The organism is Billgrantia sp. NRB1 (assembly GCF_056921725.1).
In genome coordinates, this window is sequence record NZ_CM167783.1 from 194907 (window position 1) to 210775 (window position 15869).

Below are 15869 nucleotides of genomic sequence, written 5' to 3' on the forward strand. Positions count from 1 at the left end.
GACGGGCGTGAATGGGCCTTGTGGGAGGGAGCTTTAGCTCGCGAAGTAGCGCGCAGCGCTACCCATGGGGCGCCTGCGGCGCCTTCGCCCGGCGGAGCCGGCCTCCCACCTTGAAGCTTGCCAAACATGCTCACGCTAAAGTGCAAGGAGCCGTGAAAAGTGGCAAGCGTTCAGCGCGCGAGCAGGTAACCGAAGGCCACCAGCACCAGGGTAAAGAGGGTCAGTCCGATAAAGGCGCCCCGCCAGGCGGGGGTGGCGTCGCGCAGGCCCAGGTAGACCATCAGTACCTGATGGGCCTTGAACAGCGTGCTCAGCAGCAGCAGGCCCGCCGACCACAGCGGTAGCGCCGACAGGCGGGCATCGCCGCCGAGCTGGGCCGAGGCCATGGTGACCAGGGTCAGGCCCATCAGCACGGCCCAGGTGATCAGCAGCCGGCGGGTGGCCGGGGGCAGGGAGGCAAGCGGCATCGGCAGGGTCACCTCAGCAGGTAGATGATCGGGTAGAGCAGGATCCAGATCAGGTCGACCATGTGCCAGAAGGCGGCGGCGGTCTCCACGTTGTCGTGGGAGATGCGCCAGGCCACCAGGGCGATCAGGGCCAGACCGAACAGCACGTGGGCGAAGTGGAAGCCGGTCAGCAGGTAGTAGAAGGTGAAGAAGGTGTTGGTTTCCGGCATCAGGCCCTGGCCCAACTTGTCGGCGTACTCCACCACCTTGACCACGCAGAACACCATCCCTAGGGCGAAGGCGCCGGCCAGCCACTGGCGGCAGCGGCGTTTATCACCGTGACCGATCGCCTGCACCGCCAGGGCGGCGAAGAGCCCGCTGGTCAGCAGCACCAGGGTGTTGATCCCCCCGGCCACCGGGTCGAGCAGCTGCTGGGAGGCGTCGAAGACCTCGCGCTCGGCGATGCGCAGCCAGGCGAAGAGGCCGAAGAAGGCGGCGAAGACCACCATCTCGCTGAGAATCAGCACCCACATCAGCGGGTTGCCGGGCAGGGCGGAGAGCGGCCCCCAGCCCGGGTTGGGCAGGGGGCGGGGAGGCGCTTCCTTGCGTTGGGGCATCTCAGCCCTCCGGGGCGATGGGGGTTCGATCGAACTCGGCGCGCACCGCCGGGGTGGTCAGCTTCCAGCCGGCCCAGGCGAACAGCGCCACCAGGGCGGTGGCCATCATGATCAACAGGCTCAGCGCGCCCACCAGGCCGGCGACCGGGTTGCCGGGGTTCACCGCCTCGGTAGTGGCGGCCTCCGGCAGCAGGCCGAAGGTCATCGGCGTCAGCGCCGCGGCGCCGAACACGCCGACAAAGCCAGCCAGCATCAGCCCGACGAAGGCGGGGCGCGCCCAGCGGCGACGCTGTAGCAGGGCGATGGCCAGCACCAGGGTGACCAGCGCACCGGTGATCAGCAGGGCGGCGAGGGTAGCGCTGCGCTCGATGAGCCAGGCGACCCCGCCGGTCAACCCGCCGCTGCCGGCTTCGACCCCCAGCGAGGCCACCAGGGCGTCGCCAGGCAGCAGGGGCAGCGTCAGCAGCGCCAGGGTCAGCAGCGAAAAGAGGATAAAGCCCCAGGCGATGCCGGAGACGGCGCCCGAGCGCGGCGCCGCCGCGGACGAGGAGAGGCTAGCGCTGGTCATGGGTCGCTCCCGTTTGATCGTCTTCCAGCGTGACGGCGGCGCCACCGAACAGCAGGCTGCGCGGTGCCGCGATGGCCTGGTTGTTCATCAGCCGGTTGATGCCCACGCCGCAGCGGCCGATGGTCCAGCCCAGGCAGGCGGTAAAGAAGCCGTAGCCCAGGGTCCAGGAGACCCAGGAGGGGGCGCCGATCAGGCCAAGCAGGTTCCAGGCCGCCAATACCGCGGCACCTGCCAGGGCGCCGAGCCAGAAGGTGCGGATCTGGAACTGCAGGTGGCTGCCCACCCAGCCCTCACTGCGTCGGCGGAACAAGTGGGCGATCAGCACGCCGATGGGGGCGGTGATCACGGTCATCACGCTGCCGAGGAACAGCACGTAGACGGTGGCGGCCAGGCCCTTGCCGCGATGGCGGCCAGCCGGTTCACCGGCAGAGGTCGACGGGGATGTGGAGAGCGGCGTGGAGGGCATGCTCTACCTCCTGATGGTGAAAGTCGCTGGGTGACCGCCTGCTGACCTCGGCCGGCAGGCTTGGCCACTACTATGGCCCAGCGGGGCAGCGCTGTCCTTGTCGCGGATCAAATCCTGACCGTCAAGGTCGGATACCGGACTTGACAGAATGTCGCAGGCTCACCGGCTCTCGCTGGCCTGCGGTACCACGGTGGCCTGGTGGTAGGCGTCGCGAGTCAGCAGCGGGGTGCGGCGTTCGGTCCACCACATCCACATGATCGACACCAGGGTCACCCCGAAGCAGAGCATCCACACCGAGGTGGCCACGCCGGTGATGTCGACCAGGGCGCCGAACATGATCGGCAGCAGGAAGCCGCCGACGCCGCCGGCCAGACCGACGATCCCCGATACCAGGCCCAGGTTCTTGTCGTAGTCGTCCGACAGGTACTTGAACACCGAGGCCTTGCCGATGCCCCAGGCGATGCCCACCACGAAGAGAGCAAAGGTGAACAGCCAGACCGGAATGCCAAAGCCGAACTCGATGGTGCCCTCGCCGCCGGTGGCCGTCACCGCGTACTGGGTCTCCGGGTAGGACATCACGAACAGCGCGACCAGGCTGGCCCACATGCACGCCCAGGTCACCGTGTGCGCGCCGAAGCGGTCGGAGAGCCAGCCGCCGAAGGCACGGATCACCCCAGAGGGCAGCACGAAGATGGTAGCGATCAGTGCCGCCAGCTGGATCCCCATGCCGTACTCGTTCATGTAGTAGCGGGTGAGCCACAGGGAGACCCCCACATAGCCCCCGAAGACCACCGAGTAGTACTGGCAGTATTTCCACACCCTGGGGTCGCGCAGCACCGCCGCCTGCTCCTTCAGGGAGGGGCGGTCGGCGTTGCGATGCGTGGGGTTGGTGAAGGTGAAGAACCAGAAGAACAGGGCCGTGATCAGCATGATGGCGGCGTAGATATTGGGGACCGCCTGCCACCCCAGCAGGATGATCACCGTCGGCGCGATGTATTTGGTCACCGCGGCCCCGGCGTTGCCGGCGCCGAAGATCCCCATGGCCAGCCCCTGGCGGTCGCGCGGGAACCACTTGGCGGTATAGGTGATACCCACCGAGAAGCCGCTGCCGGCCAGCCCCACCACGGCACCGAGCAGCAGCAGCTGCCAGAACTGGGTGGAGAACTGCACCGCCCAAATTGCCGGCACCGTGGAGAGCATCAGCACCATGAACACCGGCCGGCCGCCGATGCGGTCGGTGAGCGCCCCCAGCGGCAGGCGCATCAGCGCGCCGGTGAGAATCGGCACCGAGGTCAGCAGCCCGAACTGGGTGCTGGAGAGGCCCAGCTCCTCGGCGATGGGGACGCCGATTTCGCCGAACATGGTCCACACCATGAAACAGATGGTGAAGGCGAAAGTGTTGGCGGTGAGTACCGAGTATTGCTTGAAGCGTTCAGAGGCCATTTGACTCTCCGATGGTCGATTAAGAGGATAGGATTAGCATATATGAAAGCATATTATTTTTGTTGATTTTTATAAAAAAAGCCGACTCATTGTGATGATGAGTCGGCCTTTTTTATCTAGGAATTTGGCGCTAAGGGTTCTTTACATAGGCGTTCTTGCGCAGGTAGAACCACCAGTTGACAACCAGGCAGATTAGGTAAAAGACGGCAAAGCCGTACATGGCGACTTCGGGGGTGCCGGCACGAATTTGATCACCGATCATGACGGGTGCGATGAAAGAGCCATAGCCTGCCACGGCCGCAGTCCAGCCGAGTACCGGTCCCTTTTTCTGAGCATCAAAGATGAAGCCGATGCTGCGAAAGGTGGAGCCGTTGCCGATCCCGCTGGCGGTGAAAAGCACGATGAATAGCACCATGAACAGCCAGAAATACTGGTTGGGATCCTGGGAGTTGTAGGCCAGCATCATCACATAGCCCGCTGCCACGGAGCCGAACACCATGATCACGGTGATGACTTGAGTCACGAAAGAGCCGCCCAGCTTGTCGGAAATCCAGCCGCCAATGGGGCGCACCAGAGCGCCGACGAAGGGGCCGATCCATGACCAGGTCAAGGCGCTGGGCGCATCGGGATTGGTGACCCGGGTAATGGTGCCGTCGGCGGCTACCTCGGTCATGCTGCCAAAGATGATGGTGATCGAAAGGGGGAGCGCGGCGGAGAACCCGATAAAGGAGCCGAAGGTCAGGATATAGAGCAGGGTCATCGACCAGGTATGCTTGTCGCGGAAGATTGCAAACTGCTTCTGGATATTGGGCTTGATTTCCTCGCCGGGCAGCAGGCGCAGCAGCACCAGGGTCAGTACCACAGTCAGCGGCAGCGCCAGCCACATATTGAGCCATTCGAGTGCTACCAGGCCAATCACGGTGGCGACCACGCCGACGCCGTAGAGGCCGAGAATCTTGCCGAAGGCTTGGAGCGGAGTGCCGGGATTGGGGCTGACGGTACGCAGGTTGTTCATGCCGAACCAGCCGGCGAAGGCCAGCGGGATCAAAAACAGCAGCCACACGAAGCCGGCGTTCTGGATCCAGGTATCGGTGCCTGCCTCGATGCGGCCGATCAGGGTGCCGCTGGAGCTCTGCAGCTCCATGGGGCCGCCGGCGATGGCGCCGAAGATGCCCACGGTCATCACCAGCGGCACCAGGATCTGCATGGTCGTGACCCCAAAGTTTCCGAGGCCGGCATTCATGCCCAGGGCGTAGCCCTGCTGGCTTTTGGGATAGAAGCTGGAAATGTTGCTCATCGAGCAGGCGAAGTTGCCGCCGCCGATGCCGGAGAGCAGCGCCAGGGCCTGGAACACCCAGAAGGGCGTCTCGGGATTCATCAGTGCGAAGCCGGTACCGGCCGCCGGGATCATCAGCAGGGCGGTGGTCAGGAAGATGGTGTTGCGCCCGCCGGCAAGTCGCAGCATGAAAGAGGCAGGAATGCGCAGGGTGGCGCCGGCCAGGCCGGCGGTGGCGGTCAGGGTGAAGAGCTGATCGGTGGTGAAGGGAAAGCCCAGGTTCTGCATCTGGGTGGTGATCATGCCCCACATCATCCAGACCGCAAAACCCATCAGCAGGCTAGGGATCGAGATCCACAGGTTGCGGTTGGCAATGTGCTTGCCTTCCTTCTCCCAGAACGCCTCGTTCTCGACATCCCAGTGTTCGATGTCGGCGTTACGTGCGGCCCGCGATCTTTGCTGGTTGGCTTTCGCGGATGAATTGGCCATGCTGGCGCTCCTTCCTCGGGTCCTGATGACGTCTGGTCGGCGCGCGATGCTTGACGGGCATCAACGCGCGAGGCTTTGACGGCAAAGATACGTGTGAAGGGCGCGGCGCGAAACTGGGCCTGGCGTCATTGAAACCCGCCTTCTACCTCCATGGAGGTAGCGCAGGAATGACGTCATCACATTGATATTATTGGCTTTATTTCGGTCGCTGGGGGAAGGGGGCGGCGCTGGGGCCGGGCGGAGGTATTTGGAGGTATTCACATAGAATACGCCCTGTCTCAGTGGTCCACGCCCTCTTGTACCGCCCACACGGCCGCTTCTACCCGCGAGCGCAGATTGAGCTTCTTGAGCAGGTGCTTGACGTGCACCTTGACGGTACCCTCGGTGATATCGAGCTTGCGGGCGATCAGCTTGTTGGAGAGCCCGGCGGCCAGCTCGCGCAGGATCTCCCGCTCGCGCTGGGTCAGGCTGTGGATGTCCGGGGTAGCCGGCTGGCTGCGCTGTTTACGCAGCGCCTCGGCCAGCAGTGCGGTGAGACTCTCGCTGACCACCATGCGCCCCAGGGCGGCCTGGCGCAGCTGGCGCACCATCTCATCGGGCTCCATGTCCTTGAGCAGGTAGCCGTCGGCACCGCCGCGCAGCGCTGCTACCAGGTCATCCTCGTGGTCGGAGACGGTGAACATGACCACACGCCCGGCGAAGCCGGACTCGCGCAGCGCCTTGAGGGTCTGGATGCCGTCCATGCCGGGCATGTTGAGGTCCAGCAGGATCATGTCTGGATCCAGCTCGCCGGCCAGGCGTACGCCCTCGGTCGGTTCGCCGGTATCGCCGACCAGCTCGAGGTCGTCTTCCAGCTCCAGCAGCTGAGCCACGCCGCGACGCAGCAGTGGATGGTCGTCGATGATCAGGATGCTGGCAGGGGTCTCGTTGACGGATTGGCCCATGGGTGTCTCAGTTTCCTTGCTGGTGGGTGGTGGCGTCCTGTGCCGGCTGCCGAGTGATCAGGCGCGCGGTCTGGGGGGGAACACCAGCTCGATTAGGGTGCCGCCGCCGGGTCGGTTGGTCAGATGGAGCTCACCCCCCAGGGTATGGGCGCGGTCGCGCATGATCACCAGGCCGTAGTGCATGGGCGGCGAGTCGCCGTTTGCCAGGCCAATTCCGTCATCCTCGATCCGCAGCAGGATGCGGGCGTTGTGGAAGCGCACCGTGACCGCGGCCCAGTGGGCCTCGGCATGCTTGTGGGTGTTGCTCAGCGCCTCTCGGGCGACCTGTAATACGTGGATCTCTTCGTTGGGGTTGAGCAGGTGAGGCGGCACGTCGAAGTGTAGCTCCACCGGCGCCCCCATGCGTTCGGCGAATTCGGCGGTGGTCTGCTGCAGAGCCGACTGCAGCCCCGGTCCCTCCAGCTTGAGCCGAAAGGTGGTCAAGAGCTCGCGCAGCTGGCGATAGGCGCTGTTGAGGCCGGTCCGCAGCTCATCGAACACCGCCGCCTGCATCTCCTTGGGGGCGTCCTTGGCCTGCATGCGCTCCAGCCGCGCCACCTGCATCTTCAGGTAGGAGAGCGACTGGGCCAGGGAGTCGTGCAGCTCCCGGGCAATGATGGTGCGCTCGTTCATCAGCGAGATCTGTTGCTCCTCTTCGATGCGACGCTGCAGGTAAACCGCGGTGGCCAGCTGGTCGGCCAGGGCGTTGAGCAGGCGCCGGACGCTGTCCGACAAACGCTGCCCCTTGGGGTACCAGATCTCCAGGGTGCCGAGCATCTCGTCGCCGACGCTGACCGGCAGCAAGAGGCAGTCGCCCTCTTGGGTCTCGGCCAGGCTCAACGGCTGAGGATCGAGCAGGCAGGCGTGACAGTCGTGGTCGCGGCAGTAGGTGGGGCGGCGCGCCGAGTGGGTGGCGAGTATCGGGATCTGGCGATCGTCGTGGGGGTCGTTGAGCGACAGCCGGAGAGGGCCGATCTCCAGCAACTGCTCGATATGGCGCAGCATGGGGGCGGCGCTGGCGCACAGGTCGTTGCCGCCCCCGTAGAGCGAGCGGCTTTCGTCGTGCATTACCTGCATGACCTGATTGCCGCGCTCCAGCTCCTTGGTCTTATGGGCGACTCGGGCCTCCAGCTCGGCGTAGCTGGAGGCAAGTTGTTCGGCCATGTTGTCGAAGGTTCGCCCCAACAGGGCCAGCTCGTCCTTGCCGCCGAGGCGGGTGCGGTAGCCGAAGTTGTGCCGCGCGGCTTCCCTGGCCAGCACGACCAGCTGACGCAGCGGGGTGACCAGGTTGTGGCGGATATCGTAGGAGGCGATGATCACCACGACGGCGATCAGGCCGAGAAAGAGAATTTGTAGGGCGCTGAGCAGCTGGATCTTGGATTCGCTGTTCTGCTCGAGCAGCGTGACCAGCGCATCGATCTCATCCACTAAGCCGTCCAGGGGTGCTGGTAAGGTGGCAAAAAGGATGTCGCCCTCCCCGTTTGCGGCCTGGGTTACCTGAGGGGCCAGGACGCTCTCCCATCGGTCGAGCAGGCGGCGGTGCTGCTGGCGCAGAGGGTGGTCCGAGGCATCTGGCATCGCGTCGGTCAGTGCGGGGCTGGCCAGCCGCTGTTCGAAGCGTTCAACCAGCTGATTTACACGCGATTGCGATGCCGCGTCAGCTTGCTGCTCATGCTGCTGCAGGGCGCTGACGATCTGGTAGACGTTCATGCGCAGCGAGCCCGCCATGTTGATGGCGGCAGCATCACCGCGGCTGTCGGAGGCCACGGTCATGGTCACCACGATGCTGACCAGCGCCATGGCGCTGATGGCCAGCAGCGAGGCAATGATCCGGGCTACAAGAGAGTGTCGCAGCTGTCGCATGTTGTGTCGTAACCGTCAGGGGGTGGTCGCAGTCTACTACACCCTTCGGGGTAGGCACCCTACCTCCTATGCGCCTTTGACCCCGAAGTGTGCGGTCCTGAGACTCTCACCATGTCTCTTTTCTCCCGCTAGCGGCGATGATGATGTCTGCCATGTCTGACCCAGATTATGAATCCCAGGGGGATTATCGTCCGCTGGCTGTCGTGCTGCTTTCGCCGCTGGCCTTTGCACTGGTGTTTGCCAGCTGGACCATCTTCGCCGTACTGGGTATCGAGCTCAAGGCGCTGCTGGGCTTCGGGGAAGTGCGCTTTGCCGTGCTGCTGGCGATGCCCATGGCCATTGGGGCCATGGCCGCGCTTCCCATGGCCGAGCTCGGCCGGCGGCTCGGCGGGCGACGGGTGATGGTCGCCTGCCTGCTGTTGATCTGCCCCTTCCTGTGGGGGCTCTCTCATTCCCGGGAGTATCATCACTTCCTGCTGGCCGGTGCGGGGCTTGGCCTGGGCGCTGGGTCACTCTCCGCGGGGCTGGTGTATGTGGCCGGGCTCTGTCCCCGCCGCCACGCTGGTCTGGCGCTGGGACTATACGGTGCGGGGATGCTGGGTGCTGGGCTGAGCTATCTCCTCCTGCCGCTGATCAGCCAGGCCTATGGCTGGCGAACCGCGCCGCTTATCTATCTGCTGCCGGTGCTGGCGGTGGCGGCCCTGCTGTGGCTGTTCGCCGATGACCGACAGGATCAGGTCGGCCGGTGCCTGCAGTCCAGCTCTGCGGGCAGCCTGCTAAGTCGGCTGGCGCGATGGCAAGTGTGGCGACTGGCAATAGTCTACAGCTTCTTCTTTGGCGCCTTCGTGGCGCTGGCGCTATGGCTACCGGCCTATCTCAGCGCCCAGTACCACCTGGGGCTCAAGGAGGCGGCACTGACCGCCGTGCCGTTTACCCTGGCTGTCGGGCTTGGCCAGATTGTCGGCGGTGCCTGGGCCGATCGGCGCGACTTCCGCGCTCTGCGCTGGTGGGTCAGCGCCTTCGTGCTGATCTGCCTGTTCCTGCTTTCCTATCCCCCTTTCGTCATGCATATCGAGGGGGTCTACGCTCCGATCACGTTGCACTACGAGGCGCCATTGAAGGTGTTTATGCTGCTGCTGGGTGCTATGGGCGTTGCCATGGGGATCGGTAAGGGCAGCCTGATGCGTTTGATTCACCGGGATCATCGCGAGGAGATGGCACTAGTGGGCGGGCTGGCGCTGACTCTCGGCGGGCTCTTTGCCGCCTTACTGCCGCTGGTCTTCGTTATCGGCAACGAGTGGGTGGGCATTCGCACCGCTGGGTTCATGTTTCTCTATGCGTCGCTGGTGCTGTGCATGCTGATGATGGTGTGGGACCACGCCTATGCCCAGAAACCACACTCCTGATGGGCTTATCCCCCCTTGTCGGAGGCATCTATCACCTTGTGGGTAGGGCGGCGGTATATAGAGGTAATCGGGCAGTTTTTCGACGCGACATCCCCCAGAATCTGAACGCATAGACCGTGCCTGGTGCGGTGGTCGATACCCACTGACCGCCCGGCGCAAGACGGGTGACCCGCAGAGGTCACGCATCTTTCGAGGAGCCTGGAGAGCGACCATGAGTCACTTCATTGATCGGCTGAACTTCTTTCGCAAGACCCGCGAGCCTTTCGCCAACGAGCATGGCGAAGTCCGCGAGGAGTCGCGCGGCTGGGAAGACAGCTATCGTCAGCGCTGGCAGCACGACAAGGTCGTGCGCAGCACCCACGGTGTGAACTGCACCGGTTCGTGCAGCTGGAAGATCTACGTCAAGAATGGCCTGGTCACCTGGGAGACCCAGCAGACCGACTATCCGCGCACCCGTCCGGACCTGCCCAACCATGAGCCGCGGGGCTGCCCGCGGGGCGCCAGCTACTCCTGGTACATGTACAGCGCCAACCGCCTCAAGTACCCCTTGGTCCGCAAGCCGCTGCTCAAGATGTGGCGCGACGCCCTCAAGGACAAGAAGGATCCGGTCGACGCCTGGGCCTCCATCGTCGAGGATCCGGCCAAGTCCAAGCAGTACAAGCGGGCCCGCGGCATGGGCGGCTTCGTGCGTGCCAACTGGGACGAGCTCAACGAGCTGATTGCCGCCTCCAACGTCTACACCGCCAAGCAGTACGGCCCGGACCGCATCATCGGCTTCTCGCCGATCCCCGCCATGTCCATGGTCAGCTACGCCGCGGGCAGCCGCTACCTGTCGCTGATCGGCGGCGTCTGCATGAGCTTCTACGACTGGTACTGCGACCTGCCGCCGGCCAGCCCCCAGACCTGGGGCGAGCAGACCGACGTGCCCGAGTCCGCCGACTGGTACAACTCCGGCTACATCATCGCCTGGGGCTCCAACGTGCCCCAGACCCGGACCCCGGACGCCCACTTCTTCACCGAGGTGCGCTACAAGGGCACCAAGACCGTCTCCATCACGCCGGACTACGCCGAGGTCTCCAAGCTCACCGACGAGTGGCTCTCCTGCAAGCAGGGCACCGACGCTGCCCTGGCCATGGCCATGGGTCACGTGATCCTCAAGGAGCGTCACCTCGAGAATCCCAGCGCCTACTTCACCGAGTACGTGCGCAACTACTCCGACATGCCCTTCCTGGTGGAGCTGGAAGCCCGCGAGGACGGCAGCTACGCGCCCGGCAAGCAGCTGCGGGCCAGCGACTTCGCCAAGAACCTGGGGCAGGACAACAATCCCGAGTGGAAGACCGTGGCCTGGGACGAGACCCGCGACCAGCTGGTGGTGCCCCGCGGCTCCATCGGTTTCCGCTGGGGCGAGGAAGGCAAGTGGAACCTCGAGCCCCGCGATGCCGACGGCGACGAGATCAAGCCGCTGCTGAGCCTGGCCGACAAGCATGACGACGTAGCAAAGGTCGCCTTCCCCTATTTCGGGGGTATCACCCACGAGCACTTTAGTCATGTGCAAAGCGGTGGCGCTAGCGATGAGCTGCTGTTCCACAGCCTGCCGGTGAAGCGCATGAAGAAGGCCGACGGCAGTGAGGTGCTGGCGGTCACTGTCTTCGACCTGATGTGCGCCAACTACGGCATCGATCGCGGGTTTGGTAAAGAGGGCGAGGATGACGGTGCCACCTCCCTGGACGAGGTGAAGCCCTATACCCCCGCCTGGCAGGAGAAGATCACCGGCGTGCCCGCCGAGCAGGTCATCCGTATTGCCCGGGAGTTCGCCGAGAACGCCGACAAGACTCGGGGGCGTTCCATGATCATCGTCGGTGCCGGTATGAACCACTGGTACCACATGGACATGAACTACCGCGGTCTGATCAACATGCTGGTGATGTGTGGCTGCATCGGCCAGAGCGGCGGCGGCTGGTCCCACTACGTGGGCCAGGAGAAGCTCCGTCCGCAGACCGGCTGGACCCCGCTGGCCTTCGGCCTCGACTGGCACCGTCCGCCGCGGCACATGAACTCCACCTCCTTCTTCTACAACCACTCCTCCCAGTGGCGCTACGAGAAGCTCGAAATCAAGGAGATTCTCTCGCCGCTGGCCAAGGCCGAGGAGTACCCCGGCAGCCTGATCGACTTCAACGTGCGCTCCGAGCGCATGGGCTGGCTGCCCTCGGCGCCCCAGCTGGGCACCAACCCGCTGCGCCTGGCCAAGGCCGCCGAGGCCGCCGGCCTCTCCACCAAGGACTACGCCGTTCAGCAGCTCAAGGAGGGCAAGCTGGCCTTCGCCGCGGAAGATCCGGACAACCCCCAGAACTTCCCGCGCAACATGTTCGTGTGGCGTTCCAACCTGCTCGGCAGCTCGGGCAAGGGCCACGAGTACATGCTCAAGTACCTGATGGGCACCCGCCACGGTATCCAGGGCAAGGACCTGGGCGATGAGGGCGGCAACAAGCCCCAAGAGGTCAAGTGGGTCGACGATGCCCCCGAGGGTAAGATCGATCTGTTCGTGACCCTGGATTTCCGCATGTCTACCACCTGCCTCTACTCGGATATCGTGCTGCCCACCGCGACCTGGTATGAGAAGGACGACCTCAACACGTCCGACATGCACCCCTTCATTCACCCGCTGACCGCGGCCACCGATCCGGCCTGGGAGTCGCGCAGCGACTGGGACATCTACAAGGGTATCGCCAAGGCGTTCTCCAAGGCCTGCGTGGGGCATCTGGGCGAGGAGACCGATCTGGTCACCCTGCCGCACCAGCACGACTCCCCGGCCGAGCTGGCCCAGCCCGAAGTGCTGGACTGGAAAAAGGGCGAGTGCGACCCGATCCCCGGCAAGACCATGCCGGCGCTGATCGAGATCAAGCGCAACTATCCCGAGACCTACGAGCGTTTCACCTCCATCGGGCCCCTGCTGGAGAGCGCCGGTAACGGCGGCAAGGGCATCAGTTGGAACACCGAGAAGGAGGTCTCGCTGCTGGGGGACTTGAATCACCGCAAGGTCGATGGGCCGCATAAGGGCCGTCCACAGATCGAGTCCGCCGTCGACGCGGCCGAGATGATCCTGACGCTGGCGCCGGAGACCAACGGTCAGGTAGCGGTGAAGGCGTGGGGCGCGCTGTCCAAGATCACCGGGCGGGATCACACCCATCTGGCGCATCCCAAGGAAGAGGAGAAGATCCGCTTCCGCGACATCGTCGCCCAGCCGCGCAAGATCATCTCCAGTCCGACCTGGTCCGGCCTCGAGGACGAACACGTCTCCTACAACGCCGGCTACACCAACGTGCATGAGATGATCCCGTGGCGCACCGTCAGTGGCCGCCAGCAGTTCTACCAGGATCATCCTTGGATGCGTGCCTTCGGCGAGAGCCTGCTGGTCTATCGTCCGCCGATCAACACCAAGGCGTACCAGAACGTCGAGTACATCAGCGACAACGGCAACCCGTCCAAGGCGCTGAACTGGATCACTCCGCACCAGAAGTGGGGCATCCACTCTACCTACTCGGACAACCTGCTGATGCTGACGCTCAACCGCGGCGGCCCGGTGGTATGGCTCTCCGAGGATGACGCCGGCGAGATCGGCGTCGAGGACAACGACTGGATCGAACTGTACAACGCCAACGGTGCCATCGCCGCACGGGCGGTGGTCAGCCAGCGGGTCAAGAACGGCATGGTACTGATGTACCACGCCCAGGAGCGCCAGGTGAACGTGCCGGGCTCAGAGGTCACCGGGACGCGTGGCGGTATCCACAACTCTGTGACTCGGGTCTGCCCCAAGCCGACCCATATGATCGGCGGCTATGCGCAGCTTTCCTACAGCTTCAACTACTACGGCACCGTCGGTTCCAACCGCGATGAATTCGTCCTGGTTCGCAAGATGAAGAGAGTCGACTGGCTGGATGGCGAGGGCAATGACTACGAGCAGGAGGCCGTGAAATGAAGATTCGTTCCCAGGTAGGCATGGTCCTCAACCTCGACAAGTGCATCGGTTGCCACACCTGTTCGGTGACCTGCAAGAATGTCTGGACCAGCCGTGAAGGCATGGAATACGCCTGGTTCAACAACGTCGAGACCAAGCCCGGCATCGGCTATCCCAAGGAGTGGGAGAACCAGAACAAGTGGAAGGGCGGCTGGATGCGCCGCAAGGATGGCAAGATCGAGCCGAAGATCGGCGGCAAGTGGCGGGTACTGGCGAACATCTTCGCCAACCCCGACCTGCCGGAGATCGACGACTACTATGAGCCCTTCGACTTCGACTACGAGCACCTGCATACCGCCAAGCAGGGTGAGCATCAGCCGACCGCGCGACCGCGTTCGCTGATCTCCGGTCAGCGCATGAACAAGATCGAGTGGGGCCCGAACTGGGAAGAGATTCTCGGTACCGAGTTCGCCAAGCGCCGCAAGGACATGAATTTCGAGAAGGTGCAGGCCGATATCTACGGCCAGTTCGAGAACACCTTCATGATGTATCTGCCGCGGCTCTGCGAGCACTGCCTCAACCCCACCTGCGTGGCGAGCTGCCCGTCCGGTGCGATCTACAAGCGCGAAGAGGATGGTATCGTGCTGATCGACCAGGACAAGTGCCGCGGCTGGCGGATGTGCATCTCCGGCTGCCCGTACAAGAAGATCTACTACAACTGGAAGACCGGTAAGTCCGAGAAGTGCATCTTCTGCTACCCGCGCATCGAGGCGGGCATGCCGACGGTCTGCTCCGAGACCTGCGTGGGGCGCATTCGATACCTCGGCGTGCTGCTCTATGACGCCGACCGCATCGAGGAGGTGGCGAGCTCGCCGGACGAGCGCGATCTCTATCATCGTCAGTGCGAGATCTTCCTGGACCCCAACGATCCGGAAGTCATCGCCCAGGCGAAGAAGGACGGCATTACCGACAACGTGATCAAGGCCGCTCAGGCCTCGCCGGTCTACAAGATGGCCATGGACTGGGGGCTGGCGCTGCCGCTGCACCCCGAGTATCGCACCCTGCCGATGGTCTGGTACGTGCCCCCGCTGTCGCCGATCCAGTCCGCCGCCGAGGCCGGCAAGATCGAGTTCGACGGCGTGATGCCGAAGATCGAATCGCTGCGTATCCCGGTGCGCTATCTCGCCAACATGCTCACCGCCGGCGAGGAGGAGCCCGTGGTGCTGGCGCTGAAGCGGCTGATGGCCATGCGCCTCTACATGCGAGGCAAGCATGTCGACGGCCAGCCCAATACCGATGTCCTGAAGGATGTCGAGCTGACCGAGGCGCAGGTGGAAGAGATGTATCGCTATCTGGCCATCGCCAACTACGAGGATCGCTTCGTGATCCCCACCAGCCACCGCGAGATGGCGACCGAAGCCTTCCCGGAGCGCGGCGGCTGCGGCTTCAGCTTCGGCGACGGCTGCCACGGCGAGAGCAAGCCGAGCCTGTTCAACGGCCGGCCCCAGACCGCTACCCTGGTCCAGCCGGTCGAGACCTTTGACCCGCAAGCGGAGGAGGCCCGTCATGGCTGATGCTGCCCTGAAGATGGCCGAGCCGGCCGTTGGCATGCGCAGTCTGCGTGTGTTGTCGCGCCTGCTCGACTACCCCACCGAGGAGTTACAGGCCGCGGCCGGCGAGCTCATCGAAGTCATCGACCAGGAGCGCCGCCTCGCGGCGCCCCTGCGCACGGCCCTGATGGAGTGGTGCCAGCGCATCGCCGACGGCGACCTGCTGGAGCTGCAGGCGGAGTACGTGGCGCAGTTTGACAAGGGTCGGGCCACCTCGCTGCTGCTTTTCGAGCACGTCCACGGCGAGTCCCGCGACCGGGGCCAGGCCATGGTCGACCTGATGAACGAGTATCAGGCCGCCGGCTTCGCGCTGGACGCCCATGAGCTGCCCGACTACCTGCCGATCTTCTTGGAGTATCTCTCGACTCGTGATGAGGCAGAGATCGGCCGCTGGCTGGGGGAGATCCGCCATATCCTGGGCCTGCTCACCGCGCGCCTCGAGGAGCGCGATGCCGACCAGGGGCTGGTGACGCGGGCGCTGCTGGCCCTGATCGGCGCCGAGTCGGAGGTGGATGCGCGGCGCGAGGAGGTGCGAAGCGAAGAGCCCGATGACACCCCCGAGGCGCTGGACGCGGTCTGGGAAGAGGAGGCGGTGCGCTTCACCGCCGAATCCGACCAGGACTGCGCCCTGCAGTCCGCCGAGGGCCGCCGCCTGGCCGAGCGCAAGCAGGGCGTCCACAGCGAGGCCGTTCGCATTCTCTCACCCGAGGCGATGCCTCCGGTGACGGGTCGTTAACAGGAGAATCA

Annotated in this window: 12 protein-coding genes; 4 read left to right on the plus strand and 8 right to left on the minus strand. The window is 64.4% G+C overall.

All coding sequences use genetic code 11. The features are described 5' to 3' along the window. Positions 1 to 170: 170 nt before the first annotated feature. The 8 genes from ACZIYR_RS00890 to ACZIYR_RS00925 all read right to left on the minus strand — a co-directional run bounded on the left by ACZIYR_RS00890 (position 171) and on the right by ACZIYR_RS00925 (position 8151). Positions 171 to 467, minus strand: a complete 297-nt coding sequence (locus tag ACZIYR_RS00890; RefSeq protein ID WP_483527900.1) for a cytochrome C oxidase subunit IV family protein — start codon at positions 465 to 467, stop codon at positions 171 to 173. Positions 468 to 475: 8 nt separating this feature from the next. After that, positions 476 to 1063: a cytochrome c oxidase subunit 3 family protein gene (locus ACZIYR_RS00895; protein WP_483527901.1), complete on the minus strand. Its 588-nt coding sequence runs from the start codon at positions 1061 to 1063 to the stop codon at positions 476 to 478. 1 nt (position 1064) lies between these two features. Next, a complete protein-coding gene (locus ACZIYR_RS00900) occupies positions 1065 to 1631 on the minus strand; it encodes a hypothetical protein (protein WP_473032025.1) in 567 nt (188 codons plus the stop codon). Further along, positions 1618 to 2097: a DUF4870 family protein gene (locus ACZIYR_RS00905; protein ID WP_473032026.1), complete on the minus strand. Its 480-nt coding sequence runs from the start codon at positions 2095 to 2097 to the stop codon at positions 1618 to 1620. Before ACZIYR_RS00905 ends, ACZIYR_RS00900 begins: the two co-directional genes overlap by 14 nt. A 159-nt stretch (positions 2098 to 2256) precedes the next feature. Then, positions 2257 to 3540 carry an MFS transporter gene (locus tag ACZIYR_RS00910; protein ID WP_483527902.1) on the minus strand — a complete coding sequence of 428 codons (1284 nt, stop codon included), beginning with the start codon at positions 3538 to 3540 and terminating at the stop codon, positions 2257 to 2259. 130 nt (positions 3541 to 3670) lie between these two features. Further along, positions 3671 to 5305 (minus strand): MFS transporter, encoded by a 1635-nt coding sequence (locus ACZIYR_RS00915; RefSeq protein ID WP_483527903.1) that lies wholly within the window; start codon positions 5303 to 5305, stop codon positions 3671 to 3673. Between the two features lie 278 nt (positions 5306 to 5583). Then, positions 5584 to 6249: a two-component system response regulator NarL gene (narL, locus tag ACZIYR_RS00920; RefSeq protein ID WP_483527904.1), complete on the minus strand. Its 666-nt coding sequence runs from the start codon at positions 6247 to 6249 to the stop codon at positions 5584 to 5586. A 57-nt stretch (positions 6250 to 6306) separates the two neighbouring features. Beyond that, a complete protein-coding gene (locus tag ACZIYR_RS00925) occupies positions 6307 to 8151 on the minus strand; it encodes a type IV pili methyl-accepting chemotaxis transducer N-terminal domain-containing protein (RefSeq protein WP_483527905.1) in 1845 nt (614 codons plus the stop codon). Between the two features lie 152 nt (positions 8152 to 8303). Here ACZIYR_RS00925 and ACZIYR_RS00930 point away from each other — a divergent pair, with 152 nt between their 5' ends. From ACZIYR_RS00930 to narJ, 4 genes are all read left to right on the plus strand, one after another. Further along, on the plus strand, positions 8304 to 9557 hold the full coding sequence (locus ACZIYR_RS00930) for an MFS transporter (protein ID WP_483527906.1): 1254 nt from the start codon (positions 8304 to 8306) through the stop codon (positions 9555 to 9557). A 211-nt stretch (positions 9558 to 9768) separates the two neighbouring features. Next, a complete protein-coding gene (locus ACZIYR_RS00935) occupies positions 9769 to 13533 on the plus strand; it encodes a nitrate reductase subunit alpha (RefSeq protein WP_483527907.1) in 3765 nt (1254 codons plus the stop codon). Beyond that, positions 13530 to 15086 carry a nitrate reductase subunit beta gene (gene narH, locus ACZIYR_RS00940; RefSeq protein WP_483527908.1) on the plus strand — a complete coding sequence of 519 codons (1557 nt, stop codon included), beginning with the start codon at positions 13530 to 13532 and terminating at the stop codon, positions 15084 to 15086. The genes ACZIYR_RS00935 and narH overlap by 4 nt, the downstream gene beginning before the upstream one ends. Next, the gene (gene narJ / locus ACZIYR_RS00945; RefSeq protein WP_483527909.1) at positions 15079 to 15858 is read left to right on the plus strand and encodes a nitrate reductase molybdenum cofactor assembly chaperone; all 780 of its coding nucleotides are present in this window, start codon (positions 15079 to 15081) and stop codon (positions 15856 to 15858) included. Before narH ends, narJ begins: the two co-directional genes overlap by 8 nt. Positions 15859 to 15869: the final 11 nt, after the last annotated feature.